Source organism: Dethiosulfatarculus sandiegensis, assembly GCF_000931935.2.
Lineage (GTDB): Bacteria > Desulfobacterota > Desulfarculia > Desulfarculales > Desulfarculaceae > Dethiosulfatarculus > Dethiosulfatarculus sandiegensis.
Genome location: NZ_AZAC01000004.1, coordinates 50,259 through 76,611, shown reverse-complemented (window position 1 = coordinate 76,611; position 26,353 = coordinate 50,259). Strand labels below are relative to the sequence as shown.

The following is a 26,353-nucleotide window of genomic DNA, read 5'->3' as shown; positions in this document are numbered from 1 at the left end:
TTGGCCCTAAGCTACTTGACCAACCCTACTTCTTTGTAGTATTTCAAGGCGCCTGGATGGTAAGGAGCACTCTGGCCGTTTTTGGCTGAGCCTTCCCTGGTCATACCCACGAAGAGCGCGGACTGTTTTTTGAATTTCTCGAATTCATCGAAGACCGCTTTGGTCAAAAGGTATGCATCCTTCTCATCCAGGTCAGAGGTGGTGACCACCGTGGCCGGCATACCCCAAGACTTGACAGTGCGTTCTTGACCTGGATATGAGCCTTTGGGGATTTCCATGCGGCTTAGGTAGGGAATCTTGTCAACCCATTTGTATATGGTTTCATCATTCCAGTCAGCCAGTTGGGCGTCGCATGAGTTGGTCGCCTCCACGATGCTGGCCGTACCAATCGCAACCGGGAAAAAAAATGCGTCTATCTTGCCGTCGCATAAGGATAAAGCCTGCTCACGGGGAGTGAGTTTGGTGTCCTGTTTGAAGAGTTCCTTGGCGGTTGTGTTGTATTGGGAAATCGCCTCGTAGATTGTTGCTTCGGTGCCGGAGCCCACATTGCCGGTATTTACGATCTTGCCCTTGAGATCTTTGAAATTTTTAATATTGGCCGCTTTGCGGGTGACTAGATGCATGGGTTCGATCTGCAGAGAAAAAAGGAACCGGATTTTGGGGTTGGGGCCGACTTTTTTAAACTTGCTGCTGCCGTTAAAGGCGTGGAACTGCCAATCCGCCTGGGAAAAACCGACATCGATATCACCGGCCCGGAGCGAACGGAGGTTGCCAACCGACCCGGCGGTGCTCTCCACCGAACAATGGATGTTGTGGCCGTATTTTTCCCTGGTCTTATTGATGATATTGCATACAAATCCGCCGGCGGGGTAGTAGCCGCCGCCTATTCCGCCGGTGCCGATGGTGATGAATTTCTTTCCGGCAGCCTGGGTCGTCGGGGGCGTAAGTACGGCTGTAAGTCCCAACACCAAGATAATCGAGAGAATTTTCCCAATTTTAAACATTACTTCCTCCTGCAACTTTCTTTGCATTTATACAACTAACAATTCCCTTGGAATACCGGACAGTGTTTTGCACCCACTGTCGGTGACTATGGCAGTCTCACTGACCCCCACCGTAAAGACGCCATAAATCCTCAAGGCCGGCGGTATATGAAAGACCATTCCCGGTTTCAAAACCGTCTTAACGTCTGTGTAAAGGCTCAGAACGTTGCCCTCTCCCCAATCAGGGGCAAAGGCGGTGCCTATGCTGTAGCCCGTGCGTTTTTTGTAATTTTCCGTGTAGCCGTCGCGGTCTATCACTTTCTGGCATGCATCGTGGACCTGCTCGCAAGTATTGCCGGGTTTCAACATGGCCAATGCCTCGGCCAAACCCTCCAGGCAGGTGTCCATCATCCTTCTGGCTTCATCCGGCACCTGCCCGATCCAGGCTGAACGCATCAGTGCGGCATGATAGCGGTCATGGCAGGCGGCCATCTCCAGGAACACGGGCTCACCGTCCCTGAGTTCGTTTCTGCGCCAGGTGCCGTGGGGCACACCGCAACGTTTACCGCTGGCCATAAGGGGTTCCATTCCCACATACTCGCAACCTGCGGCAATAGCTTTCCCCATCATGGCCGAAACCACGGAGTTTTCGTTGTTCCCGATTTTTATGGCCGCCATACCGCCACGCATGCCCTCATCGACATACTTGGCTGCTTGCTCGATTTTGGCTAACTCGGCGGGGCTTTTGACTGCCCTGAGGCCTTCGATGATGCCGGTGGCATCTTCCAATTGGCCAAGTTGTTTCTCAAGGGCCTTGAAGATTGCTGCGGGGAAAAACCATTCCCGTTGGCTGATGGCGATCCGTTTGTCACTCCAGCCAAGTTTGGTGATTACCTCAATGGTAACGTCTACGGGGTCGGCATTGTCGGCGTAGGGATATACATTGTTGATATCAAGACGGGTATTGGCGATCAGGTTGTTGAGTTCAAGCTGGCGCACGATAAACAAAGGCGCCCCGTCTTTGGGCAACAGCAGGGCCTGGTAGGTGTAATAGCCCGGCGACTGTTGGCCGGTCAGATAAAAGATATTCTCCGGCCCGGTAACCAGCAGGATATCGATTCCGCGGTCTTCAAGCTCCTGCCTGGCGGCCTGTTGCCGCTGTTCTATTTCCTCTTGCGGGAAAACGCATTCGATTCCCGGTTCCACAACAATACTTGGTGATGTCATGATTTCTTCTTTCATAAACAGGTATCTATATTATTAAGTGGCTCCATATCCTGTTCGGGAATTGAAGAGGCTAAACACTCTTCTCCCATAGGCAGGCGTCAGGCATTCGGTTAAACCGGACTCCTATTCCCAACCTATCCTTGATTATCACCTTGCCATCCTCATAGCCGATCTCGCCCAAGACATCGTCCTGCAAGCCGTCTGCGCCATACAATTCTGCATACTTGGGCTTGGCTATTATTGCGCACTGGTAGGCGGCTGCGGTGGCGCCGCTGCCCTCGTTCATTTGCCCGATCATGAGAATTCTCTGGTTGCGATTGATGATATCGGCTGCCTCGAGCAGAGGCGTGATACCGCCAATCTTCACTATTTTCAGATGCACAGCCAAATTTTCATGGGTGTCCACTGCTCTTTTGACATCATCCAAAGAAGCGATGCTTTCATCCAGCATGATCGGTATGGGAGATTTTTCGGCCAGATCGCCAAGCTTATGCCAATCACCCGGAGCAATGGGCTGCTCCACATAAGCGATCCCCAGCTCTGCGAGCCGGTCAATGTAGTTAAGGGCTTGTTGGTGATTCCAAACACCGTTTGCATCCACCGCCAGTTTGACACCAGAGCCCAGCTTCTGGCGCAGCATTGATATGCGTTTGATATCCCTGTCAAACTCCGCGATACCAACCCTCAGCTTCAGTTCCTTGAAATTGCGGTTAAAATACCCTTGCGCCATTTCCAGACAGTGATCATCCGAACACCAAAAGATACACTGGTTAGTACCGTGGTAAGGGCTGAACGAATGGCCCAGGTTCTCAGACACACTAAGGTTGTTTTGTCTGGCCCACCAATCATGCATAGCACTGTCGACCAATGCCCTGGCCACTGCGGGATGGTTCTCGGTTTGGGAGCGGAGATCCTCAATAATCTCCTGTGGCCCAGCCTCCCACCTGATCTCATCCAACAGTGTGGCTACAGCCGCACGAACCTGCTCCAGATCAAGACCGTTAAGATAGGCTATATTTTCCCTTACTTCGCCGATACCCAGCACCTGTCGATTTTCTTCAAGCACCAGATAGAGTTCCGCCAAATGCCCAACAGCCCCGGAAGAAGCAGTGTGCAGCACAAGGCCGGGATGGTAGTGGATATGGTTTTGCAACAGGCGAATTCTCATTTGGCTTTTCCTGACCAGCCGACCTCTATGCTCAGCGCAACTAAAGTGGCTTGGGATTAATTTAGAGTTTTATCAGGGTGAAATAGCTCCTTAGTATATTTTGTATATTGTATAGGAATACAATCATATCAATATTTTCTTGTCAATATAAAAAAATCCGCACATCAATTTGGCTATTTTTTCATCGGCCAATTCCAATTCGATAAAAAATTTTATACACATATATATTTGATATTACTTTTAATTTAGCAATCAACTATTGTATTTGCTTTAGAAAGCCGTTCAAAACAACACGGGAGCCTTGATATGGTTTTTCAGGACTTAAGTAAAACTGTATATAATCGACAAACAAACAAAACAATATAGGTTAGTAGAAGCTAACTACTTGTTTTGTTTGATATTTTACGAGTACAGCTTTTACAGGGGTAGTGGTGCGGTTAATTTTACCAGCCGGAGCTTAATTTCATTTAGTTGATTTAATTCAAGTAGTTACAGATATAAGCGAATTCACTGTCATCGACTGTATCTATTAAAGTTTCCATCGGAACTGCATGAAAGAAGAACGGGTATAAAAAAATCCAAGACATAGAGCCTCGACGTCTAGTTCCTTACCCTAGGCTTACCCATGCTTAAAGAAATGAAGTTAGACTTAATAGAAATATTCTTTAATATCAATGTAATATAATTTTTTCTCGTTTTTTGCCAATTTTGGCTCAATTTGTAGTACTATACACACTATATACACTATATAGTTTTTTATTGATTTCATACTTGGAGTCGCCATGGTCGTGAAAAGACAGCCTAAACGTTTGGGAGAGTATGCATACCAAGAAATTAAGGAATTAATACTGAAAAATAAGTTGGTTCCAGGGCAGAACCTTTCCATAGGCTATCTGGCTGAAACTCTTAACCTCAGTCAAACTCCCATACGTGAAGCCTTGGGCAGGCTGAATGCTGAAGGCCTGATAGTTCACACCGCACATAAGAAAATACGTGTATCAGAGATAACCGACGAGGACTTGCTCCAAACCTACCAAGCCCGAAAACTGCTTGAACCGCAGTTGGTGGAGATCTTGACTCAATCGTTGTCCAAGGGCAGCACCTTTTTAAGGGCTGCCCAAAAATTACATAAAAATATAAACAAGGTCCTTGAATCTGACATGAGTGAAGTCAATATCGACCTTTACCTGCAAATTGATAAACAGCTTAACGATCTGATAATGCTGCCGGTGCGCGGAACCTTAACCGGTGACCTACAGCTCACCATTAATGAAAGGTCCTTGAGATTCCGTAATTACGCCGAGACATTTGCCACCGAGGATACTCAAAAAGAAAATATGATCAGGGTTATTTCAAGGGAACACCTGAATATAGTGCAAGCCATCATAGCCCAGGATTCGAATATGGCCAAAGCGTATACTCTTATTCACCTGGAAAACAGCAAACAGCGTACATTCGCTTCTTTGAAGCACGCAAATAATTTTCCACTCGAATCTGGCGCGACGCACAAGGTTGCGGGCATTGGGAGTTAAATCTTTAGGCAACAAATGAGGCCTAACGATCTGCAAATACACGACGTCAATCATGGGGGGGGGACAGCCCCTCTTGCAGACAACCACAAAAGGGTTTGCTGTCTATAGTGGACGGCATTCGGCTGGCCGTGATGACAACTGGTTCTAGTAGCGCTTCACTCTGCCCCATATTGCAACATGTTCATCGTGGGGAAGACGCTCCTAGCATGAATTAATTTGCGCGGATGGGCATTTTAGGCCCTCTGTATTTTTTTTCCAGATATAGTGCTGCCGATTACCAAACAGGAGTTATTTTCATGAGTACTGGTTTCAAACCTATAATTGACAGGCAAAAGGACGATATTCTGGCCTATCTTGAACAACTGGTCAAAATTGAGAGCCCTAGTACTGATAAAAACCAAGTTAATCTGGTGATCGATACTCTTGAAAGGGACTACCAGGAGTTGGGTTTAAACACCCGCCGCATTCATCAGGATGAGTTTGGAAGTCACCTGGTGGCTGAAACACCGCGTACAGATGGGCCGACAGTATTACTTGTAGGCCATGCTGACACCGTTTTCCCCATGGGCACCTTGTCGACCGATATGCCGTTTCACCGTAAAGGAGACACTCTGTATGGGCCTGGTGTGATGGACATGAAAGGCGGCCTCACCACCATGCTTTTTGGTGTTAAGGCACTGCTTGAAAGTCAAAAATCCATCAGGGGCAATATAAGGGTCGTTGTCAATTCGGATGAGGAACCCGGATCCCCCACATCCAGGCCCCTGTGGCCGGAACTAGCGGGAGATGCGGATTGGGCGTTTGTTTTTGAGTGGGAGCCGGAGCAAGGCGCCCTGTTGGCGAACCGCAAGGGCGTGGGCGTATTTCATCTGGACTTTAACGGTATCTCCGCCCATGCCGGCGCAGAGCCGGAAAAGGGTGCCAGCGCTATATTGGCCATGGTGGATAAGATCCAAAAGCTCAATGCATTGAATAACTTTGACATTGGCACAACCTTGAATGTGGGGGTGGTAAGCGGTGGTGAACTGCCCTATGTAATCGCTGACAAGGCCAAAGCATCTATTGACATACGGGTCTGCAACAATAGTGAGCAGCAAAGAATTCAACGCAGCCTGGAAGAAATATGCAGCAATGACAATCTACCCGGAACCAACTGCACATTAACCGGCGAGTTTCACCGGCCACCGCTTGAACCGATTGAGGCCACCAAGGAGCTTATGGCCCAGGTTGAGGAGGTTGGCCACAGTCTGGGACAAGATATATCCTGGATTAGCGCCGGCGCGGTATCGGACGCAAACAATATTTCTGCGGCAGGAGTGCCAACCATTGACGGTATGGGGCCCTATGGGGGCCGAGCCCATAGCCCGGATGAATTTATGAGCATTCCATCTTTATTTTATAAAACCACTCTCATAGCCGGTATACTGAAACGCCTGGTGGGCTGATTGTAAGATTGGCGCTGTAAATACAGCGCCAATCTAGCTTGCTGGCCTTCTCTTTCTTGGCCTTCAACTTTTCCCATGCTCAACTTAAGTTTTTGTTGCCCTTTGCTCAGCCTCAACTACAGCCCTGGCCTGTTGAACCAGCCTTTGCCCGGCTATTTTCCTTCGGTGTTCCTCAAATTTCAGATCCACTTCAACCGCAGCCACTCTCACCAGCTTCACGGCTTCCCGGTAGTCCCTGGTTTTAAGCGAGAAGGTCTTTTCACTCTTGGGGTAGGAGTCCTTGATGTCGGCGGGGATGGAAGCACGGTGATAATAGACGTTTCCACCACGAACCAGGCGGCCCATTTTGGACATGATTTTTCACTCCGCTGTAACAGGGAACTGTAACAGTTGAGCAAATTTGCGGTGGATTTTACTGATTTATAAAGAAATGCAGCAAGATAAAGAAGGATGGCGGAGAGGGTGGGATTCGAACCCACGTAGCGGGGTAAACCGCTAACCCGATTTCGAGTCGGGCCCGTTACGACCGGACTTCGGTACCTCTCCGCACTTTGAGACTATATTATTTGCTTTTTCGCCTTTTGGCAAAAAACTCTTTTAACAACTGGGCGCATTCATCGGCCATGAGCCCGCCCTGGACCTCCGGGTGATGGTTCAGGCTCGTTAAAACCGAGAGGTCCATGGTGGATCCCAAAGCGCCTGCCTTGGGATCATAGGCCCCGAAGACCACCCTTTTTATCCTGGCCCAGACCAGGGCCCCTGCGCACATGGGGCAGGGTTCCAGGGTGACATACAGGGTGCTGCCGGTTAGCCGGTAGTTGCCCGTGGCTGCGGCGGCCTGGCGCATGGCGTTCATTTCAGCGTGGGCCGTGGGGTCTGAGGCCGCAATACTGCGGTTATAACCGGAACCCATGAGCTTGCCGGTTTCATCGACCAGCAAGGCCCCCACCGGCACTTCCCCGAGTTTTCCGGCTCTTTTGGCCAGGGTCAGGGCCTTTTGCATATATTGCCGGTCTGATGCGCTGAATAAAACCACCTCCGATAAGTACCATAGGGCTATCGCCTCTGCAACAACCCCTCAACAAATCTTTTTGCTGAAAAACCGGGGGTGACGACCCCCGGTTAAGGATTCTTGATAAAGCCCTGCCGGACTTTGACAAACGCCATTTGGCAAAAGCACGCTTTTGCCAAATGGCGCGATTGACTCATACTTAAAATATTCGCAACTCGGCGGGGCATCCATGGCCCGCAGCTCAGATAACCAGGTTCAAGCGCTTATTCCGCACGGAAAAAGGCGGGGGAGCATCTCCGGTGCCGGGAACAGGAAACGGGTTTTCCCGGTTTATCCCTTTCGCCGGGGTGGTTGCACCCTGTTCCAGGTTCTCTTGCGCTCCCCCTATATTTTTCGGGCTGAAGCCCTTGGAAGCCAGGTCCCGGGCCGCCAACTCTGCTTGCTCCTGTTTTTCCTTACTCAGCTCTGTCTGGGCCTCACGCCCCATCTGGGCGGCCTTGGCGGCCACTGCCCTGTCCTGGGCCGAGGGGCTGGCCGGAGCCAGGGCGGCTTTCTGGATAATGGCGGCCTTTTGTATGGTTGCCTCGGGCGTCTGGGCCTCGGAGGCATCGATACTCACCTCGCCGCCTGTGGCATATTGTCTGCCGTCCGGTCCGGTTTCAAAGCTGAAGCGGGCCCCTCCCCCCACATACTGACCACCGGCCGCAATGTGGGCCTGTTCATGGGCCCGCACCTCCTGGTCCCTTTGTTTCATCTCACGCACCACGGCCTCCTCTTTGGGAGTCAGTTCTTCCTCAATAGTGGAGGTCTGCCTTTTCTCCTCTTCTTCCCGGCCAATGGCGGTTTTTTGTTCCGAGTCCGTGGATGAGCTGTTTGGCTCCTGATCTTCATTTTGAGTTTTAATGCAGATGCAGGGAGTCTGACCACAGGTGCAAAGAACTGTTGCCTGGTTGTGGCTTTCTCTTTGTGTGGGATCCGGATTATTCTTTTGCGGATCTTTTCGAGTTTTTAAAGACTCAGAGGTGTTTTCGACCGGCCTTGGGCTCTGTGAAATGACGGCAATATCCACACCGGCCTGAACGGGCGCTTCCGGCCGGGCCTGGACAGCACGGGAGCTGTTCTGCCCCGCCTTCTCCTGAGGCTCATTTGCCACAGGAGGAACCATGGGGTAATCAAACCCGGCAGCTAGTGGATTGATACTCATGCCCTCACCCTCCCACAATTCAAAGCAGACCTTTTACATTACTCCTTAATTGGCTTATCGGCTTACAGGTTGGAATACTTGAATTTTATTTTACAAATTCATCAAAAAAGCGGCAGCCCCAAAGGGCCGCCGCCAAACAACGAATACTGACAGGAGAAGGAGCTTACTTTTTCACATCACCAGTGGCCGCGCCGTGGAGCTTAATCTCCACCTTTTCATCCAGGGACTGGTAGTACTCCTGCAGGATTTTAACAACTTCAGGACGGGAGAATTCCTTGGGCAGCTCGCCGCCTTCACTCAAGGTCTTGCGGACCATGGTGCCGGAGAGCAAAAGTCTGTCTTCCTTGCCGTGGGGGCAGGTCTTCATGGAGGCCATGCCTTCACATTTACGGCAATAGAAGGTCCAGTCAATGGGCAGCGGATCCAATACCAGGCTGTCCTCAGGGATCTCGTAGAAAATCTTCTGGGCGTCAAAGGGGCCATAGTAGTCCCCCACACCGGCGTGGTCGCGACCGACGATCAAGTGGGAGCAACCGAAGTTCTGGCGGAATACGCCGTGCAGCAGGGCCTCTCTGGGACCGGCATAGCGCATTTCCATGGGATAGCCCTTGCTGACCACAGTGCCCTTGACAAAATAGTTGTCGGTAAGAGCGTTGATGGCTTTGACCCGCACCTCAGCCGGAATGTCACCGGCTTTGAGTTTGCCGAGCACCTGGTGGATGATCACGCCGTCCATGACCTCCACCGCGATCTTGGCCAAGAACTCATGGCTTCTGTGCATGGGGTTGCGGGTCTGGAAAGCGGCCACGCGGGACCAGCCAAATTCTTCAAAAATAGCCCTGGTCTCGGCGGGCTTGGCATAGAGTTCGCCGTATTCCTCGGGGAATCCGCCTTCGCTCACAACCTTGACCGGTCCGCCCAGGTTCCATTTTTTCTGGTCCATGACCTTTTGCACGCCAGGGTGCTCCAGATCGTCGGTGGTAAAGGTCTGGCGGCATTCCCAGGCCTTGTCGATCTCGTATTTTTCCTTGACCTCCATGGTGGCCACCAGGCCGCCATACTCGCCATTGTAAAGGGCAACCATATCGCCTACTTCAATGCCCTCTTCGTCACCGGCGCTCACGGTCACGGGTAAAGGCCAGAAGACGCCGTTGGCCAGCTTCATCTCGCCGCAGACGCCCTTCCAGTCGGCTTCGCCCATAAAACCATCCAAAGGAGTAAAGGCGCCAATGCCCAGCATGAAGCAGTCGCAGGCTTCACGAGTGGTCACTTCCAATTTTTTGTAGCCCTCGGCCGCCTTTTTCTCGGCCTCCAGAGCAGCACCTTCCAGCAATAGCGGCTTGAGATCGCCTCCGCCATGGGGGGGAACCAATGCCATAAGAATCCTCCTTAGCTTGAAGTGACTGCGCCCAACACCTTCGTAGGTCAAAGCTGCGAATCGGCGGTTGGGCTATTAAACCGGGTGGCATAATAAGCTAACTATGCTACCAGCTTGTGCCAAAATGTACAATATGCAGCCAAATAATAGCGCCAAATCAGGAACAATCCGTGAATTGGCGACCCCTCACTGTTGAACCATCTTAAACCTGGAAAACCTCCAGGCTTAATTCCTCATCAGCGTTAAATTAGAATTCACCCGCATACTATGTCAAGTCTTATTTTTCACAAACTCAAAAACCAAAAGGAATCAGGCTAAAAATTATTCTTATGCAAAGGAAGTAAAAGAGGTGGTTAATAACAGGCCCGCCCGGAGGATCCGCAGGCGGGCCTTTACTGATCAGGCGTAAAATTCACTGATTACCTCGACCACACGCTCTTTTTGCTCTGTTGTCAACTCCGGGTAAACCGGAATGGCCAAAACTTCCGCCGCGGCCTTCTCCGCCTGGGGAAGATCACCTTTTTTACCGCCCAGGGAGGCGAAGCATTCCAAAAGGTGCATGGGTATTGGATAGTAGATGGCGCAGCCGACCTTGGCCTGTTTAAGAGCCGCCATTACTCCGTCCCTGTCCTTGGCTCGGATGACATACTGATTATAGATGTGGGAGCGTTCGCACTCCGGCCATTTACGGAAAGGTGTACTCACAAGCTCTTTGTCCAACAGGCCCGAATCCTTGAACAGCCGGTTATAATGTTCCGCGTTCTCCCTACGGCCCTGGCTCCAGGAATCCAGGTGGGGCAATTTGGCGGAGACCACAACCGCCTGCAGGGCATCCAGCCTGAAGTTGCCGCCGAGATAAAGGTGACGGTATTTTTCCTGGGGATGGGAGCCGTGGGTGCGCATGGAGCGTAATTTTGCCGCAAGCTCATCGTTATTGGTGGAGATCAGGCCGCCGTCACCGGCTCCGCCCAAATTTTTGGAAGGGAAGAAAGAAAAGCAGCCGGTGGTGCCGATTCCGCCGATCATAATATCTTTTCCGGCGATCCGGGAAGGATAAGCGCAGCTTATGGCCTGGGCCGCGTCTTCCACCACATAAAGCCCGTGCTTGCCCGCCAGCTCCATGATTTCGTCCATATCCGCGGGCTGGCCGAAGAGATGCACCGGAATTATGGCTTTGGCCTTGGCCGGCTTGTTTTCCCCCTCCAAAAGGGCTTCCAGCGCCTTGGGGTCTATATTATAGGTATCGGGATCTATATCCACGAAAACCGGTTTGGCGCCGGTGCGCATTATGGAACCCGCGGTGGCGAAAAAAGTAAAGGGGGTTGTGATCACCTCATCGCCGGGACCAATGCCAAGAGCCATCAAGGAGAGTAAAAGCGCGTCCGTGCCCGAGGCCACGCCCACGGTATGACCAACTCCCAAGTAACGGGCCAGTTCCTCTTCCATGTCGGCCACAGCCGGGCCCAGGATAAAGGCCTGTTTTTCAAAAATCTCTCCCACCGGCCGCATGATCTCATCTTTTATCTGGGCAAACTGGGCCTTTAAGTCCAACATTGGCACTGTTACCGGATTTGTGGCGGACATATTATCTCCTTTGGCTTAAAGCCGTGGTTTGGATATAATCATTATTAATAGCCATGTTAGGCAGACCCGACCAACCCGAGCAAGTCTTCTTCATTGTCAAAAGCCAATATCAGAACTTCTTGGCGGCTTCCACTGGTCAGGTAACAAAAACTGATTTTATCACTATACACCTTGTGTTCCTTGGCGACGATTTTGTCAAGCCTTGAAGGGTATGGGGTGAAAAGGCGTATTACATGAAGGAAATGATCGGTAAGGTAGCTGGCTTTTTCAATGGAATCCAAAACATAGTAGTCCTGACCGGAGCAGGCATGAGTGTGGACAGCGGAATTCCGGCCTTCAGGGGATCCCAGGGGCTTTGGAGCAAATACGATCCCATGGAATACGCCTCCATAGACGCATTTTGCAATAACCCGGTAAAGGTCTGGAAAATGCTCAAGGAGCTGGACGAAGCCGTGGCCTGCGCCGAACCCAACCCGGCCCATTACTCCCTGGCCGAGCTGGAAAGAATGGGTCGAGTTTCACTTTTGGTCACCCAGAATATAGACGGGCTGCACCAGGCCGCAGGCAGCCGTCAGGTGGTTGAGTTTCACGGCTCCCAGCGCAGGTTGCGCTGCCTGAGCTGCGGCCGCACCTTTTCCAGAAATGAAGTCATGATGTTAGAGGATCCCCCCCGATGTCTCTGCGGAGGGTTGATAAAACCGGATATTGTGTTTTTTGGTGAGGAAATTCCGGAGCGAGCTATCAAGGCGGCCTTTGCCATGAGTTCCATTTGCCAGCTCATGCTGGTGGTTGGTTCTTCCGCCCAGGTGGCCCCGGCCTCTCACCTGCCCCTCCTGGCCAAACAGGCAGGAGCAAGGGTGGTGGAGATAAACCTGGAAAAAACCGCCCTTTCCGAAGAGATTTCAGATGTTGTACTGCTGGGAGACGCAGGGGAAATACTCCCCGAGCTGGTTGAACAAATACGCGAAAAATGCGATGATTAATAAAGGCGTTACAGGTTAATGCAATATGAAAAATGAGCCCGAATAGGGCAACCTGTCATTATTTTTTCCGGCAACCCAAAAATAGATCAGACTTTTCATTCCGGGTTTATTACCCAAAAGCCCGCTGTTTTTTCAGATAAAAAGCTTTATAAAAGCCGACAATTCTTTCTACCGGCATGCGATCTTTAATTTCAAAGAACCAAGCCATGCCAAGCCCTGTTTCCAGACTCGACCCGGCTTTTAAAATAGTCTCTAAAAAACCACAAAAGCTTTTCTATAATGCTGGCTCCTTTCCTTTACTGGGAGTAAAATGACAAATTCGTATCTCAGGGGATGAATTTTCCCTCGCAGCACCAGATGATCCGGAGGAAAGAAATGCAGAGCACCAAACTGGCCTTGGAAGGCGGGACACCAGTACGCACCCAAACCCTGCCCTATGCCCGTCAGTGCCTGGATGAAAAGGATCTCCAGGCCATGCTTCAAGTGCTGCGTTCAGACTGGCTCACCACTGGCCCCAATGTGGCGGCTTTTGAAGAAGGACTCACAGACCTCACCGGGGCATCGGAGGCTGTAAGTGTCTCCAGCGGCACAGCCGCCCTGCACACGGCCATGGCCGGAGCCCAGGTTGGCCCGGGCGACGAGGTTCTGGTCACGACCATGACCTTTGTGGCCAGCGCCAACTGCGCGGTTTACCAAGGAGCCACCCCTGTATTTTGCGACGTGTCAAGTGACTCCCTTTTGATTGACCCGGACAGTGTGGCCGAGCGCATCTCTCACAAGACCAAAGCGGTGGTGGCGGTGGACTACACAGGCCAGCCTTGCGATTACGATGCCCTGAAGGCCATCTGCGAGCAATACGGATCCGTTCTGATAGGAGACGCGGCCCATTCCCTGGGCGGATCGTACAAGGGCCGCAAGGTCGGCACCCTGGCGGACTTAACCGCCATGAGCTTTCACCCAGCCAAACACATCACCACAGGTGAAGGCGGGGCCGTGCTCGCCGAAGATCCGGAAGCGGCCAAACGCATGCGTTCTTTCCGCAATCACGGAATTGATCTGGACCTCAAGCAAAGGGCGGCCAAGGGCACCTGGCACTATGAGATGACCTCTCTGGGCTATAATTATCGGCTGAACGATTTTCAATGCATCCTGGGACTGAGCCAACTGGCCAAACTTCCGGCTTGGGTTGAACGCAGAAAAGAACTGGCCAAACGTTACAACCAGGCCTTTGCCGATATGCCCGGCCTGGTTACCCTGGTGAATGCACCGGACCGCGAAAACTCGCAGCACATCTATGTGGTCAAACTGGACCTGACCCGCCTCAGCGCAGACAGGGACCAAATATACAAGGCCCTGCGGGCAGAGGGCATTGGGGTTAACGTCCATTACACACCAGTGCATATGCACCCCTTTTACAGGCAGAACTTCGGCACTAAAGAAGGCACCGCGCCCAGGGCGGAACAAGCGGCCAAAGAAATCCTCACCTTGCCGCTCTTTCCCTTGATGTCAGATGCGGATGCGGATGACGTGGTCATGGCCATGGATAAAGTGCTGAAGGCCTACCTGCTCTGACAAAAGGAAAACCAAAAGCCATTACGAGCACCTGACCACCCGGATTCAGCTTCAAGGCAACCCACAATCCGGGTAAAGGCGCTTGGGTTTGAATGAGTGATCTCTCAGGCCAGGTAGGTCCAGCGCCGAAATAAGTAGTTACCTAATCAAGTTTTAATAACTAAATTATTTCCCTTAAATTTGATCTTACCTGTCTGTTTGCTAAACACCGCCGCTTGGGCAGAGGCCTTTTCCTGCTCGACCCGGCTTCCTTGCATCCCCGGCATGGTGACTTAAATGTGGAAACACTGGAATCAACCCGGCGGATACCGCCGCATATTACAGATAAGCCTGCCCCTGGTGGCCAGTATGGCCTCCACCACCATAATGGAGTTCACAGACCGCATCTTCTTGGGGCACTACTCCCTTGAGGCCATTGCAGCAGCCTTGCCCGCGGGGATCTTACATTTTGTGATTATTTGTTTTTTCATGGGAGTAATCAACTACACCAACGTGTTTGTGGCCCAGTACAGCGGAGCCGGTGAGCCGGAAAAGGTCGGGGCCTCGATCTGGCAGGGCCTTTACTGCGCCATGCTGGGAGCCTTGTTTCTCCTGGGGGTTTCTTTTTTCTCAGAAGAACTTTTCATCTGGGGAGGCCATGGACCGGAAGTCAGGAAACTGGAGGCGATCTATTTCCGCATCCTCTGTTTCGGCGCAGGCCCGGCCCTGATATCGGTTTCCCTGTCCTGTTTTTTCTCGGGCAGGGGATACACCAGACCGGTTATGCTGGTCAATCTTTTTGCCGCCTGCATGAACATCCCCCTGGACTACGCCCTGATAAACGGCAAGTTGATCTTTCCTGAGCTTGGCATAGCAGGTGCGGCCCTGGCCACCACCATGGCCTGGGGCATCACGGCCCTTTGTTTTATCTGGCTGGTCTTTACCAAAAAAAACAACCAATTGTTTGCGGTTTGGCGGGCCAGGAGATTTGACGGCGAACTTTTTGGCAGGCTCATGAAATTCGGGCTTCCCGGCGGAGTCCAGTTCTTCATGGAGATTTTCGCCATAACCTTTTTCGTGTTCATGACCGGCAGGCTCGGCAAGCTGGAGCTGGCCGCCACCAACATAGCCCTTACCATCAACTCCCTGGCCTTTACGCCCATGCTGGGTTTTCATGTGGGCATAAGCACCATTGTGGGCCAGGCCATAGGCAGGGGTGAACCGGCGATCGGAGCCAGGGCGGTGACCAACAGCCTGCACCTCACCTTTACCTACATGGCCCTGGTGGTGATGGTCTTTCTTTTTGTCCCGGAGTGGCTCTTAAGGCTCTTCAGGCCCCAAGGCATGGGAACAGTGGAATTCGAGGCCATGGTGGAGACAGGGGTGGTGTTATTGAGGTTTGTCTCGCTTTACACCTTTTTCGACGCCTTGGCCCTCACCTTCTCCGGCGCATTGAAAGGCGCGGGCGACACCCCCTTTGTCATGAAGACCATGCTCTTTTGCTCAATCGTCATCATGGTCATTCCGGCCTATCTGGCCGTGGAGGTGTTTGGGGGCGGACTTTTCGAGGTGTGGTGCGTTGCCACAGCCTTTATCTCTAGCCTGGGCATTGCCTTTTGGCTGCGCTACAAATCCGGCAAATGGCAGGGCATGAATGTGATCGGAAGATGAGGTTTTGTTTTTCCGGGAGATCGTAACCTTTTTAAAATCCCGGAGACTCTCTTTTAGAACGCCTTTTTCGCCCCCTGCTTAGGGGAAAGGTAACCCAGGCTTCCGCATTTTTACTTTTCAAAAAGATATAAGGCACTTTTGTGTCTTTAACCAAATATAGGGCAGGGTCTGGTAAAGAGCGCCAAAGCTCTTTGATTCAGACCCTGCTATGGATAGAACAATGATACAAAGATGGAACGGACCGGGCGGTTACCGAGATGTGCTTAACATCGGGCTGCCTCTGGTGGCCAGTATGGCCTCCACCACGGTCATGCAGTTTACAGACCGGGTGTTTTTGAGCACCTACTCCCTGGACGCCATAGCCGCAGCCCTGCCCGCGGGTATTGCCAATTTTCTTTTGATGACTTTTTTCTGGGGAGTTATCAACTACGTAAACGTATTTGTGGCTCAGTATACAGGCGCGGGTAAAGATGAAATGGTCGGGGTATCCCTGTGGCAGGGAATCATTTTCGCCTTGGTTGGGGGCGCGGTGCTGGCCTGTTTCTGGTTCCCGGCCGAGGCCTTTTTCAACGGGGCCGGTCACTCGCCGGAGGTTGCCAGGCTTGAGATAACCTATTTTCGGGTTCTTTGCCTGGGTTCACCTTTGGCCCTGCTTACTGTTGCGATGTCTTCCTTTTACACCGGCAGGGGCCAAACCAGGCCGGTGATGGTCACCAATATTGTGGGCACCTTATTCAACATTCCTCTGGACTATGTCCTGATAAACGGATTGTTCGGTTTGCCGGAGATGGGAATTCAAGGGGCAGGCCTGGCCACGGTCGCCTGCTGGGGCTTAAACACCCTTTTTTTTACAGGCCTGGTCTTTACCAAAAAAAACAACCAGCTATATGGAGTATGGCGCAGCCGGGGTTTTTATCTGCCTGTTTTTAAAAGGCTCATGAAATACGGACTTCCGGGCGGGGTGCAATTTTTCCTGGAGATCACGGCGGCCACTTTCTTTGTCTTCATGACAGGGCAACTCGGCAAGCTGGAGCTGACGGCAACCAATATTGCCTTTTCCATTGAAAGCCTGGCCTTTTTGCCCATGGTCGGCCTGCATTTGGCTGTGACCACCCTGGTGGGCCAATCCATCGGCAGGGCGCAGGTGGCGGAGGGCGAAAGATCGGTAACCAGCACCCTGCATCTGGTGTTTGCCTATCAGATCTGTCTGGCGCTGTTGTTTGTCCTGGCTCCGGAACCTTTATTGGCCTTATTCAGGCCCAAGGGGCTCAGCCCTTCCGAGTACAGCCCAATCATGGATATGGGTATTGTGATTCTAAGGTTTATCGCGGTCTACATCCTTTGCCAGGGTTTGAGCACGGTGTTTTGCGGAGCCATAAAAGGCGCGGGAGACACCCGTTTTGTCATGTGGACCCTGGTGGCGGCCTCCACCTGCGCCATGATTGCACCAGTCTATACGGCTATTCATTTTTTTCAGGCCGGACTATATACGATCTGGACCTTGGCCACGGTTTACATGGCCTTTTTGGGGATAACCTTTTATTTCCGCTACCGAACAGGCAAGTGGAAAAGCATGAAGGTCATTTAATTTATAATGCCCCTGTCTTTTGCCTAAAGGCAGGGGCACACCATTTCTCAAATCGTCTTTCATGGATAAGTAAGTGTCCGGCCCAAATTTATTAGCTCTTTTAGCACTTAAGTATTAATCCAAAAGAATCACAGAAAAATTATCCAAGGCCTTTCCATGACTTGCAAACAGAAGGCTTTCGCGGCATTTTCTTATCGTTAAACAAGACCCAAACCCAGAGCCGCACGTTGAATAATTTAGCTTGAACCAGCTATTTAATTTAGCTTGACAATAAACACCGCCTTTCCTAAGGTTGGGCTGGGTCATGATTGCCCTCCAAGGAGCAGCTTCGGCTGCCCGTGGGGGGCTTTTTTATTTTCAGCACCCCACAGAACTCAAAGGAAAAATTTTTTATTTTCAAATAATTACACAAAAAATCATATTTTTGTCAGAGCTTTTGGGAGACTTAATTTGCCGGACATTAAAGAAAACTGCACCAAGCCTGCCTGGTTTTTCGTTGCCCTTATTTTGGCTGGGCTCGGCCTCATAAGCGCTTGTCAGGCAGACCCGCCCCATTGCCTGCCGCCCGAGGCCGAATTACCAGAACTACGCAAGGTGTCACGCCGAATAACAACCAATCCTTCAGTTTCCCCAAAGCAGCCCCAAAAGCTGATGATCTATTTTGACGGATCAGGCAGTATGCGGGGATTTGTGCCAAAAAACCAGGAGCGTCAAGGCTACCTTTATTGCGAATTCGTGGAAATGCTAGCCAAAAACAGATACCTGGCAGACGCCCAGGTGCAGTTCAAGGCCTTTGGCTCCTGCTTGAGGGAAATAAACGTATCCCGCGAACTGTACCCCATGGTGGGATTGGTGAAAAACGGACGCCGTCATGATTGGTACAGAAGAAGAGAACCCGAATCAGATGGAAACGCCCGCCTGCCCTTTAACGCGGTGAGCCGCCTGGACCTGGTTTTGGAAGAAATAAAAGAGTCGCCGCCGGAAGTTCTTTCGGTGGTGGTGACGGATCTTTTTTTAAGTCACGAAACCTGTGTGGCCGAAGTGATCCCCACTGTGGACCTGGTGCGCAGTATCATGACCGGTTCGGAAAACACACCGCCCAAAACAATCGGCATCATGGGAGTGGTGAGCCGGTTTGAAGGAAGGATCGACGACCTGCCCGGCATACCCACCTTTTCCCTAAATTCGAGCCTGCCCTTTTACATACTGGTGATCGGCGAGAATAAGGCTGTCGTTAACCTGCTGAGCAAACTCAAGGAAGACGGTCGTTTTCTGCTGGCTGAAGATTTTGAAACCAAAATTAAAACCGCTGTCTTCTTACCCAATCCCATAAGCAAAACCATTACCATGGACGATCTCAAACAAAAAGACTGCCTCACCACAGTCGGTGCAACCCATACCGCCGAACTGGTTAAATGCCGGGAAAGAACCCATATCCTAAGCGAAGATCAGCAATTCAACCTGATTCCCGGTCAAAAGGGCAACCAAATTGAGATAAAGCTGGGAAACGAGATGCTTCCCGACTGCATTGAAGTATCCCACATGCGTAAAACAAGGGAGCAGTGGTGGCGCTATCACCCGGAACTTAGCGGAGACTGCAAAGAAAAGTGGCGTTATCTAGGCATGGCGGGGGATTCTTTTCCAATAAAGTCCAGGTTGGTCCGGACGGCTGAGGGAGATTGGAAGGTCTTGTTGAAAGGCCCCGGCCCCAAAAAACAAACCACCAGAAAAATCTTCTATGGGGAAATAACCCTTGGCATCCAAAGACTAAACGCAAGAAACAGCCAATGGATGCGTGCCTGGAACCAGGACCTCAACCTTCCCATTGACCCTGGAGCGGAATTCCAGCGCACCCCCCACTTGGGAAGCCTTCATCGCACAATGACAACTCTAATGAATCACAAACTAGGAAATCGGAATTTCGCCCTGTTGGGCCTTGCGTTCGGCATTGAATAAAGCCGGGGAGGATATTTATGATTCCCGAAAAAATAACCGTCAAGGCGCTTTTGAGTCTGGTTTTGAGTGCAGTTTTCAGCGGAATTTTCAAGGTGCTTGTGAGTTGGTTCGGCGGCCGGGTTTTTGAAAATTTCTTCCTGAACTACACGGCAGTCAACGAATCGAATCTCAGTGTTGGTTCGGCTGTGGGCATAGTGGCCCAAAACCTGGGTGACAACCTGTTCGCAAGCACTGCCCTGGTGGCCGCCTGTTCTATTCTCATTCTTTGGCTTATGTTCAAAAAGACCCCCAACGGGCCTGATACGGCCCGCAAAAACACCAATTTTTTCAAAACATTATTCTTCATTCTTCTCTGTCTGCCCGTGGGTGTCTTCAGCATTCTTATCGGCTTGGACGATTATTTCAGCTTGCAGGGAAAAATCACGGCCATATTGCTGGCCATCTTTTTTCTCAGCCTGCCCTATTACTTAAGCACCCAATTTTTCGCCCCGGTGAGTTACAGGCCCCTGTTCAGATGGCCTTTGCAAAAATAGGAGGTTCGCCCATGGAAGTGGATTGCTATCTCATAGGCATAGGAGGCACTGGGGCCAAATGCGTGGAATCCTTTATCCACCTTGCCGCTGCCAATCTTTTGCCGTCTTCGGTGCGCATAGGCCTGGTGGATCAGGATGAATCCAACGGCAACCTGGCCCGCTGCAAGGACACCTTAGGCCTTTACACCAAGCTGTACCAGGATCTGCGTTCCGGTCACAACAGCCTGAAGGGATCACCGTTTTTAAAAACGGATCTTACCTATCCCTATGACAAACAAGGCGATCCAGGCGAAATATCGGTCTGGTGCCCGGTGAGTTCAGTCAGAAACTTAGACGCCCTGTTTCGCTCAGAAGCAATGTCGCCTGAAGTCAAATATCTTTATCAATGCCTTTTCAGTCCCAACGACCGTATTGCCGACCTCAAGGTGGGATTCAGGGGCAGGCCCTACATAGGAGCGGCCGCCTTTCTGGCCAGCACCATGGCGGGAACCCCTTTTGACAAAATGATCATGCAAAAGGTCAAGGACTCCATCCAAAAGGGCAATCAGGCCAGGATATATCTTCTTGGCTCCATATTCGGCGGAACCGGCGCGGCGGGCATGCCGGTTATAGCCCGGCGGCTGCACAAGGCCATGAGTGGGCTGGGGCGCAAGGAATCCCTTAAAATAGGCGGCTGCATGATGCTTCCCTATTTTCAGTTCGGCTCCAAACGTGAAGAAGATATGTTGGCGGCCAGTGACGGGGCCTTTATTGAACAGACCCAGGGGGCCCTTAAATACTATCACCGGCTCTTACTCTCCGAGCATTACGAAGAATCGCCGCTTTTTGACAGCCTTTCTTTTCTTGGCTGGAACCCCTTGATCAATTTGGGGTACTTTGCCGAAGGCAACCAGGCCCAGGTCAACCCCTCGCTTTTGCCGGAGCTCTATGCGGCCCTGGCGGCCACCCGGTTCTTTGCAAACCCCTTGCCCGGCAATCTCATCGCCAAAAGACCGGAAGAAAAAATCAGCTGGTACGACCTGCCCGCCCTGGATTACGGAAACCCCTCCGGCTTGACCGTGCGTGAAGGAGTCGGCAGTCTGGTCCGATTCTGTTTTGCCTATCTGGCCTCTTATTTCCCATTCATGAAACCTGAAAATGCCTCCAACTATGAAAATCAACCCTGGTGGCGCAGACTTTTAGCCAAAAAGCAGGTGAGCCCCACAGATGCCACAACCTCGGACACCCTACAGAGCCTGGAAAAATACAGCAAGATGGTCCTTCAGTGGGGCGCCTCCCTTTCCTATCTACCGCTTCCGGAGAGTCAGCAAAGAGCGGATCTGTTCCAGGTCAAGGCCTTTGCCCAACGCCCCAGGGCTCTCCAGCCCGGGCAGGTGCAACTGATGGATTACAGAGGCTTTCAGCGGGAGGAATTCTCCGACCTGGTGAAGATGGGGAAAGGCCTGAGCTTAGAAGATGTCTATGAAAAGATGTGCACCAGGCAACAGGGAAAATCCATGGCCTCCAAAATGGAGCTGGATGGTCTGGGATGGTTTGTTGGTCACCTCTATCACCACTGCCGGATCTACGACGACCAGAAAAACCGGTTTAACCAAGCTGCCTGAGAAGAGTTTCTTCATGCCTTGAGTTCTCGAGAAAAACCGTCCAAGGGGAGTTTGATAAATGGCCGAGAAAAGACATAACAGATTAGCTCTACCCCCTTTAAAAGAAGATCACCAAATCTCACCTTCCCAAAAACAAGGCCATTGGTCTTCTGAAGGAACAGGGCCCAAGTTCCTTAAAATCCTGTCAGAAGCCCTCAACGTCAACCAGTTCGCCCCCCAAGACGCCACCATGTTCTCCATCCCGGACGCATGGGCCCAGCCTGAGTTGTTCGCAGCCGGGCTAAGCACCGAGGACCATCCCCTTAAGGCCAGATGCCTGGAGGAATGGCGGGGCCTGATCTCGGTTCTGGGGCTCTCCAAATTCTGCGGCCTGGATATCTCGGTCAGGCCGGTTTCCCTGGGCGAAATGGAAAAAAAACCCAATGCGGTAATACTCACCAAAGGGCCCTACAAAAACCTGCCTTCCGTCTTAAGGGAACTGCCGCCTGTGGAGGTGCTGGTAAGCGGTTCAAACGGAAGAGAAGCGCTAAGGCAAGAAAAAAGCCCCTGGGACAGCCTGGGGTTCATACTCTACGGTCAAAAGGCCATCGGCATGATCGTACCGAGCACCCTGATCTGCCCGGCCAGAGGTGCGATCAATATAAACGACCCCAAAATACCCTGGATAAAAGGCGGTAAAATACACGATCCCCTGAAGGTGCCCGGATTGACGGACCTTGATCTGAAGGCTTTGTTTTTTTACCTGAAGAACCTAAACAACACCCTCACCAGGCAACAGGACAGGCTCACGGATTATCTGGCCCTGCCCCTTATCCAGCATATTGAATCCTTTATGGCCGATATTGCCGCCCGGTTGGGGGGAGCATACGAAATAGACCTCAAAGATGAATCATCAGCCCTTTTAGAAATGCCGGACGGCGTTCTTTTCAAGGCCTTGAAAACGGTCCCAAGCCCCTTGGAACAGGCGGATTCCGACCTGTTTTTACGCCCCCGCTCCTTAAACGGCAGCAAAGACAACAACATATCCCTTGTGCTGGTAGACAAAGACCTCGCTGCAGCCATTGGCAAATTAGAAAACCAGATAATGGTCTGGGGCAGAATCTCGCTGCACGAGTATTACCAATACTCAAACGAGGAGAGAAAGGCCCTGATGCAAAGGCTCTGGGAAAAGGGTGTGGCCCTTAAAGAGCCAAAAGACTTTTTCACTAAAAGGGTCTATCACTTAAGGGGCAGCCGCCTTAAGGGGCACGGAAGAACCATGACAAGCTGGCTTTATCCTTTGAAGCCTTGGGTTTTATTCCTGCTTGGCCCCAAGGCCCTGCGCGAAAATTTTTCTCTGAGCCATGCCGAGGACAAAAAGCGGGTGGAGGTGAAACTCGCCATTAAGGTTCATTCGCCCAGAAGCAACCAACACGAAATCGTGGATCTGAGTAAGATATACAGAGACGATGAAATAGTGGAGATGGAACACATTGAAAAAGAACGTCCCTCTGGCATAAACGCGATCTGGCCCAATCTGCATAATTCCGGGTTAAAGCATTTTTTTTACTATTACAACGGAAACCCAAGATCTCAACTTCTCTTGGACCACCCCTTAAATCCCCAGGTTATGTCCGGGATTTTGGAATCATCCAACACGGAACAAGACAGGCTGAACCGGGTCTTTGATCTGGGAGCAATGTCTTATCAATCCGGCCAGCTGAACGAGGACATGGCCTTTTGGAGTAATCAAACCGAAGGGATGACTCAGACGGTGGTTTGGGGGGCCCACCCCTGGGAAGCGATTCTATGCTCGGATAAAAGGGTGGCGCGAAAATATTCAGACGATCCCCAGGCAGGAGTATTGCTATTGCCCGAACTCCCCCCTGCCGGAGGAGGCGACACCGGCTGGGAGATCGCCATAGATTTCGGCACCAGCAACACCGCGGTTTACTTCAGGCCTCCGGACAGGGAGCCCCAGGCCATGAGTTTCAGCAACCGGGTCTCCGGCCTTTTCGGGGAAAACTCCAGGGTGGACTGGGAAAATATTCTCACCAAATATTTCATTCCTCCCCAGGATCAAAAAGTCCCCTTCCTCAGCATCCTGGCCAACCGGCAGCAGAATCCGCCATCCACCCACCCACCGGTTCTCACCAGCCTGGTTCATTTTGGTGAAGACCTCAGCACAACCCTGGATTTGATCCAGGGAAACGACAAATCGATCCAACCCCTGTTCAACCTGAAATGGGATGAGAGCGAAGAAAAAATAAGGGCCATGGAAAGATTCATCTCCCAGGTGGCCTTGCAGTCTCTCACCGAGGTTGTGGACCAGGGCGCAGACCCCAAGCTGGTGACCTGGGCCTTTGCCTATCCCCTGGCCATGAAGGGCAGATCTCAAGATTATATGCATAGTTTCGAGGTTGCCCTGGAAAAGGTGCTGGGGAATGGCGACCCCATCGAAAAAAGATATGAAAGCCTGCCGGAGAGTGTGGCCTCGGCGCTTTATTTTGCCAAGCATAAGGAGGCCCATTTTTCCGGTAATGTAATCACCATTGACATTGGCGGCGGGACCAGCGACCTGACCATATGGCAACACCAAAAGATGCTCTGGGAAAGTTCCCTGCGCTTAGGCGGCAGGGACACCCTGATCGCAGTGTTGGCACACCGTCTGGATCTGCTCAACACATTGGGCCTGGATGAACCCTATGATCAGCTAAGGGAGTACGGCCCTAATGAACCCAAATTGATCAACAGCCTGGAAGGCCTGGTGAATAACCCGCTTTTCAGCCCTCTGTTTGAAGAAAACCTCTATAAATACCGGGCTAATAAGTACAAAAACGTGGTGGATATCGGTAAGCTGGCCTTGGCGGGGACACTCTTCTACCTGGGTTTGATGGTGCGCCACCTGAGCAAGGTTGGCCTGTTTAACCCGCTGACCAAGAGTATGGATATCTGCCTGGGCGGCAGGGGCAGCAAGCTCTATAGCCTCATTAAAAAGCCACAGTCAAATGAACCAAAATTCCTGGACCAGGCCCGTAATTTTTTCCAAAAGGCCTCCGGCTTGAACGGAGAGGTCAGGTTCATCTTCAGCCGTGAGCAGAAACACGAAGTCGCCTGCGGACTGCTCTCCCGTAAAAATGCGGCTTCCCTGGATTATTCCAATCCCCGTTATGAGGTTTTGTGCGGGGAGGACGCCATAGCCGCAGACAATGAACTGGGGCATATGGAAATCCTGAAAGCCGAGTATTTTGACGATAACTTAAGGGTTCACCCGGAACTCCCCCAATTAAGCGGCTTTATCGCCATGTATGAGGAATGCTTTGGTCAAAACGTCAAGGCCTATCCTGAGCTGAAGAGAAAACTGCCGGCTTACGTTAATGACGAGCTGAGTGAATTCCAGTCCTGGCAAAAGAAAAAACAATCCGCAGAGGATAATTCAAAAAGCATGGTGATATCGGAAAGGCAGATTCGTCAATATTCAGCCACAGAGGGAGAACCAGTATTCATCATTGCCCTTAAAAAGCTGCTTAAGCTGCTTATTGTGAACAGCAGGGATTAAACAACAAGACGGCAAAATTACAAGGAACGACAAAAAAAGGACCCCCTTGTCGGGCGGATAAGCATGGATATAGACAGCACTTCTTTTGTCTTTGGAACGATAAGTGGGATCGCATTATCGATACTAATTTATTTTGCCGTGGTTTTCCTGAAAAAACTAAAAACAGTCTTAAGCCTAAAACTTAACCTGCGGGATGAAAACGGAGAGAGCATAGATGATGGAGGTGAAAGCAGTAAAAAATCCAACACGTTTTTATTACTGGAAACGCTAAGAAATGATTCGCATAACTACTTTGGCGAAGGACGACGCCATTTTAAAAACGAAGGGAAGAGACACGAAGAAAGCATAGAATATTTAGTGAGAATTATTGAAATCCTTCAAAAAAAGTTGAATTACAGGACATCGGTGGACACGGGGGAGCCTAGCCATGGCCAACACGATGGGAGCAGCAGCCCCCTGATTCAAGATAAGTATAAACACCATACGCCCCTGGGCCCTTATTCTGCCGAGCCTAGGAATCCATCGGAAACCGATAGCTTCGTGGACGAGAGCTCTCCCCCCCCGGACTATGAAAAATTTTATGTGGGGCGCGACTCCTCGGTCAGCTTATCAGAATCCTCAAAAACAGTGAGAACAGAGCCCAACAATCTGTCAGGGGCACCGGAAAAAGAAACTGAACCGATTGTTGACCAGCCCAAAAACCATAACAGTGCGCCCAAGGTAAATGACTGGTCAGAGGAAGATAAAATCTGGGACAGCATTTACATGGAATACAACCAGATGTTGACCTCGGCAGACCCCAGGCAGCAAAAAGAGTTTCTAAAGAAGCATAAAGCCGACATCTTTACCATGCTTAACTATGAGAACCGTGGGAAAGACCTGGGGCTCCCCCCTCAATTGCGTGTTGCTCGTGAACGTGACAGGGAGCATTTCCTGGCCCTGCCCGTTAAAAACGGCAAATACCTGTTTTTACTCTCTGCCACCGCTTCTGCGGAAAACAACGTGTTGATCACGGGGACCATACCGGGCAAGGTGCCCTGGCTTTGGGGCATATTTCAGGCGATAAACGGCGAAAAGCTGGAGATTGCCAAGCCGGCGATAATGCAAAACAAAAAAATAGTAAGAACCGGTGTTGTGAAATTGCCTCAATATTGACTCCGTATGTTACAGAGCCGCTGCCGCTTGGACATCACCAGCCATCAGGACTTCCAAACCGACCCATTTTAAGGCCTTAATCATTTCACCTTAAATTCAGTCCGCACCTGCTTTGAGTAACTTCTCCAGGCCTTTCTTTGCTTGGGCGGCAAAGCGGACTCTGTTATGCTTTACTTCATAAATTCTGATTTAAGTAAAACACCTGCCGAGGCCGGACGCAGCCTGAAGCCCGGCCCGTATT

19 protein-coding genes and 1 tRNA gene are annotated in these 26,353 nt (G+C 51.2%); 11 read left to right on the top strand and 9 right to left on the bottom strand.

Annotated elements, in window-relative coordinates:
• Positions 1-11: 11 nt before the first annotated feature.
• The 3 genes from X474_RS04410 to X474_RS04400 form a co-directional block, all read right to left on the bottom strand.
• On the bottom strand, positions 12-1,004 hold the full coding sequence (locus tag X474_RS04410) for a TAXI family TRAP transporter solute-binding subunit (protein WP_044347035.1): 993 nt from the start codon (positions 1,002-1,004) through the stop codon (positions 12-14).
• 27 nt (positions 1,005-1,031) lie between these two features.
• Entirely contained in the window at positions 1,032-2,210 is a 1,179-nt protein-coding gene (locus X474_RS04405; protein ID WP_044347178.1) for a M24 family metallopeptidase, read from the bottom strand.
• Between the two features lie 70 nt (positions 2,211-2,280).
• Positions 2,281-3,378: a mandelate racemase/muconate lactonizing enzyme family protein gene (locus X474_RS04400; RefSeq protein ID WP_044347033.1), complete on the bottom strand. Its 1,098-nt coding sequence runs from the start codon at positions 3,376-3,378 to the stop codon at positions 2,281-2,283.
• Positions 3,379-4,160: 782 nt separating this feature from the next.
• On the opposite strand from X474_RS04400, the gene X474_RS04395 reads away from it, so the two are divergent.
• Both X474_RS04395 and X474_RS04390 read left to right on the top strand, forming a co-directional pair.
• Positions 4,161-4,910, top strand: a complete 750-nt coding sequence (locus X474_RS04395) for a GntR family transcriptional regulator (protein ID WP_052514858.1) — start codon at positions 4,161-4,163, stop codon at positions 4,908-4,910.
• A gap of 296 nt (positions 4,911-5,206) precedes the next feature.
• Positions 5,207-6,355: a M20 family metallopeptidase gene (locus tag X474_RS04390; protein ID WP_044347031.1), complete on the top strand. Its 1,149-nt coding sequence runs from the start codon at positions 5,207-5,209 to the stop codon at positions 6,353-6,355.
• An 84-nt stretch (positions 6,356-6,439) separates the two neighbouring features.
• Here X474_RS04390 and X474_RS04385 read toward each other — a convergent pair whose 3' ends face one another.
• From X474_RS04385 to X474_RS04360, 6 genes are all read right to left on the bottom strand, one after another.
• Positions 6,440-6,709, bottom strand: a complete 270-nt coding sequence (locus X474_RS04385; RefSeq protein ID WP_044347030.1) for a DUF6538 domain-containing protein — start codon at positions 6,707-6,709, stop codon at positions 6,440-6,442.
• 97 nt (positions 6,710-6,806) lie between these two features.
• Positions 6,807-6,901: transfer RNA gene (locus tag X474_RS04380), tRNA-Ser, on the bottom strand.
• 16 nt (positions 6,902-6,917) lie between these two features.
• Positions 6,918-7,391, bottom strand: a complete 474-nt coding sequence (gene tadA / locus X474_RS04375; protein WP_269433160.1) for a tRNA adenosine(34) deaminase TadA — start codon at positions 7,389-7,391, stop codon at positions 6,918-6,920.
• A gap of 217 nt (positions 7,392-7,608) precedes the next feature.
• A complete protein-coding gene (locus X474_RS04370) occupies positions 7,609-8,571 on the bottom strand; it encodes a putative metalloprotease CJM1_0395 family protein (RefSeq protein WP_197281970.1) in 963 nt (320 codons plus the stop codon).
• A gap of 163 nt (positions 8,572-8,734) precedes the next feature.
• Positions 8,735-9,949: a sulfate adenylyltransferase gene (gene sat, locus X474_RS04365; RefSeq protein WP_044347028.1), complete on the bottom strand. Its 1,215-nt coding sequence runs from the start codon at positions 9,947-9,949 to the stop codon at positions 8,735-8,737.
• A 399-nt stretch (positions 9,950-10,348) separates the two neighbouring features.
• Entirely contained in the window at positions 10,349-11,533 is a 1,185-nt protein-coding gene (locus X474_RS04360) for a DegT/DnrJ/EryC1/StrS family aminotransferase (protein ID WP_044347027.1), read from the bottom strand.
• Positions 11,534-11,766: 233 nt separating this feature from the next.
• On the opposite strand from X474_RS04360, the gene X474_RS04355 reads away from it, so the two are divergent.
• The 9 genes from X474_RS04355 (at position 11,767) to X474_RS04315 (ending at position 26,112) form a co-directional block, all read left to right on the top strand.
• On the top strand, positions 11,767-12,516 hold the full coding sequence (locus X474_RS04355; protein WP_044347026.1) for an SIR2 family NAD-dependent protein deacylase: 750 nt from the start codon (positions 11,767-11,769) through the stop codon (positions 12,514-12,516).
• 375 nt (positions 12,517-12,891) lie between these two features.
• Positions 12,892-14,088 carry a UDP-4-amino-4,6-dideoxy-N-acetyl-beta-L-altrosamine transaminase gene (gene pseC / locus X474_RS04350; RefSeq protein WP_044347024.1) on the top strand — a complete coding sequence of 399 codons (1,197 nt, stop codon included), beginning with the start codon at positions 12,892-12,894 and terminating at the stop codon, positions 14,086-14,088.
• A gap of 276 nt (positions 14,089-14,364) precedes the next feature.
• On the top strand, positions 14,365-15,738 hold the full coding sequence (locus X474_RS04345) for an MATE family efflux transporter (RefSeq protein WP_044347022.1): 1,374 nt from the start codon (positions 14,365-14,367) through the stop codon (positions 15,736-15,738).
• 220 nt (positions 15,739-15,958) lie between these two features.
• The gene (locus X474_RS04340; protein WP_052514856.1) at positions 15,959-17,326 is read left to right on the top strand and encodes an MATE family efflux transporter; all 1,368 of its coding nucleotides are present in this window, start codon (positions 15,959-15,961) and stop codon (positions 17,324-17,326) included.
• Between the two features lie 450 nt (positions 17,327-17,776).
• Positions 17,777-19,282 carry a hypothetical protein gene (locus X474_RS04335; protein ID WP_044347018.1) on the top strand — a complete coding sequence of 502 codons (1,506 nt, stop codon included), beginning with the start codon at positions 17,777-17,779 and terminating at the stop codon, positions 19,280-19,282.
• 17 nt (positions 19,283-19,299) lie between these two features.
• Complete coding sequence (locus X474_RS04330) at positions 19,300-19,815, top strand: hypothetical protein (RefSeq protein WP_044347016.1); 516 nt, start codon at positions 19,300-19,302, stop codon at positions 19,813-19,815.
• A gap of 11 nt (positions 19,816-19,826) precedes the next feature.
• Positions 19,827-21,419, top strand: coding sequence for a hypothetical protein (locus X474_RS04325; RefSeq protein ID WP_044347014.1), 1,593 nt, complete (start codon positions 19,827-19,829; stop codon positions 21,417-21,419).
• A 58-nt stretch (positions 21,420-21,477) separates the two neighbouring features.
• On the top strand, positions 21,478-24,957 hold the full coding sequence (locus tag X474_RS04320) for a hypothetical protein (protein WP_044347012.1): 3,480 nt from the start codon (positions 21,478-21,480) through the stop codon (positions 24,955-24,957).
• 63 nt (positions 24,958-25,020) lie between these two features.
• On the top strand, positions 25,021-26,112 hold the full coding sequence (locus X474_RS04315; protein WP_044347010.1) for a hypothetical protein: 1,092 nt from the start codon (positions 25,021-25,023) through the stop codon (positions 26,110-26,112).
• The last annotated feature ends 241 nt before the right edge of the window (positions 26,113-26,353 follow it).